This window comes from Kitasatospora sp. NPDC028055, assembly GCF_040637885.1.
Lineage (GTDB): Bacteria > Actinomycetota > Actinomycetes > Streptomycetales > Streptomycetaceae > Kitasatospora.
Map to the genome: position 1 here is coordinate 1 of NZ_JBEZXE010000110.1, position 2,067 is coordinate 2,067.

2 protein-coding genes and 1 pseudogene are annotated in these 2,067 nt (G+C 70.3%); 1 reads left to right on the forward strand and 2 read right to left on the reverse strand.

Annotated features, from left to right (window positions below):
* Window positions 1-319: 319 nt before the first annotated feature.
* Window positions 320-754, forward strand: a complete 435-nt coding sequence (locus tag AB0F71_RS39830) for a hypothetical protein (protein ID WP_360246213.1) — start codon at window positions 320-322, stop codon at window positions 752-754.
* Between the two features lie 172 nt (window positions 755-926).
* Here AB0F71_RS39830 and AB0F71_RS39835 read toward each other — a convergent pair whose 3' ends face one another.
* Both AB0F71_RS39835 and AB0F71_RS39840 read right to left on the reverse strand, forming a co-directional pair.
* Window positions 927-1,889, reverse strand: a complete 963-nt coding sequence (locus AB0F71_RS39835; RefSeq protein ID WP_360246216.1) for an electron transfer flavoprotein subunit alpha/FixB family protein — start codon at window positions 1,887-1,889, stop codon at window positions 927-929.
* Between the two features lie 66 nt (window positions 1,890-1,955).
* Window positions 1,956-2,067 (reverse strand): annotated as a pseudogene (locus tag AB0F71_RS39840) (electron transfer flavoprotein subunit beta); the annotation flags it as partial.

Genomic DNA, 2,067 nt, shown 5'->3' on the forward strand with positions numbered 1-2,067 from the left:
TCCGCCGCGAACGGAGCGATCTTCGCCTCGGCCAGCGAACGCACCGCCTCACGGAGCATCTCGTGCTCCTCGGAGATACGGAAGAGATCGAAGTCCTGGCTCATGATCGCCACTCCTGTTTCACGACGGTACTCAGTACCCTTCATTATGCACGTGCGTGGCAAAAAGGGAACTCAGTGCCTTCACAGGGCGGCACTGAGTTCCCTATCCTTTTCCTGCCGAACTACGCCGAACTGCTGACGTACCAGTGACGTACCACTGGCGTACCACTGGCGTACTTCTGCCGACAGAGCCGGTCCGAGCGCAGGGAGATGACAGCGTGGTCCACTCAGCCATCGATGCCGACACCCGGAGCACGACGCTGTACTTCCAGCGCTGTACCTGGTGCAACAACCCGACCTTCCAACGGCTGCTCTGCCCCACCTGCGGCTCCACCGAGCTGCGACTGGAGCCCAGCGAGGGCACCGGCGTGGTCCGGCGCTGCGCGGTCGAACAGGCCCGGACGCCCTTGGTCCGGCAGAAGTCGCTGATCCGGATGGAGGAGGGGTTCGACGTCTGGTGCATCGTGGACGGGATGCGCAGCACCGTCCCGGTCGGCACCCGGGTGCGGCTGTACTCCTCCCCCGACTCCGAGCAGCCCGAGCTGCGGCTGCTGCCGGTGGAGGAGCCGCCGCCGGTGCAGGACCTCGAACCGCGGCCGCTGCCGCCCACCAAGGGCGGTTTCACCCAGCACCTCGCGGCCTTCGCCGAATAGCCGGCGGAGTCGGTTCCCGGATCTCGGTTCCCGGATCTGGGGCCTCCGATCTCGGGCCTCGGACCGGACCGGGGCGCGGGCGGTGGGAACGGAGAACGACGGAGGGCGTGGCACTCGGTACCGGGGTACCGAGTGCCACGCCCTCCGATCGTTGCGGGGTCCTCGCGGGGGATCAGCCCTTGCGGGACTTCACCTCGGCGGTGAGCTGCGGCAGCACCTCGAAGAGGTCGCCGACCACGCCGTAGTCGGCGAGCTCGAAGATCGGGGCCTCGGGGTCCTTGTTGACGGCCACGATGGTCTTCGAGGTCTGCATGCCGGCCCGGTGCTGGATGGCGCCCGAGATGCCGTTGGCCACGTACAGCTGGGGCGAGACCTGCTTGCCGGTCTGGCCAACCTGGGAGCTGTGCGGGTACCAGCCGGCGTCCACGGCGGCGCGCGAGGCACCGACGGCCGCGTCCAGCGCGTCCGCGAGCTCCTCGACCACGCCGAAGCCCTCGGCGGCACCGACGCCACGGCCGCCGGAGACCACGATGGCGGCCTCGGTCAGCTCGGGACGGCCGGTGGAGACGCGCGGGGTGCGCGAGGTGACCTTGGCCGCGTTGCCGGTGAACTCCACCGACACGTTCTCCACCGCACCGGCGGCCGGGGCGGCCTCCGGGGCGACGGCGTTCGGCTTGACGGTGATGACCGGCACGCCGTTGCTCACGCGGGAGTCGACGGTGTACGAGGCGGCGAACACCGACTGGGTGGCGACCGGGCCCTGCTCGCCGGCGCGGACGTCCACCGCGTCGGTGATGATGCCGGAGCCGAGGCGCAGCGCCACGCGGGCGGCGACCTCCTTGCCCTCGCCGGAGGAGGTGACCAGCACGGCGGCCACGTCGTTGGCCTTGGCGATCTGGGCCAGGGCGTCCACCTTCGGAACGACCAGCTGGTCGGCGAACTCGGCGCCGTCGGCGACGTACACCTTGGCGGCACCGAACTCGGCGACCTTGGCGGCGATGTCGGCGGCCGCGGCACCCGCGCCCAGCACGACGGCGGACGGCTCACCGATGCGGCGGGCCAGGGTCAGCAGCTCCAGGGCGGGCTTGCGGACCGCACCGTCGGCGTGGTCCACCAGGACGAGAATCTCAGCCATTGCTCTATGTCTCCGTGTTCAGCGGGATCGGCTGGATCAGCCGGATCGGGGTCGGGGCGGGGCGGACTAGATGAACTTCTGGTCGGCCAGGAACGCGGCGAGCTGCTTGCCGCCCTCGCCCTCGTCCTTGACGACCGTGCCCGCGGTCCGCGCCGGACGCGCCGCCACCGAGTCGACC

Bases quoted from the DNA above. Each gene is read 5' to 3' on its own strand.
- AB0F71_RS39835 (WP_360246216.1), bottom strand. From the start codon at position 1,889: ATGGCTGAGATTCTCGTCCTGGTGGACCACGCCGACGGTGCGGTCCGC.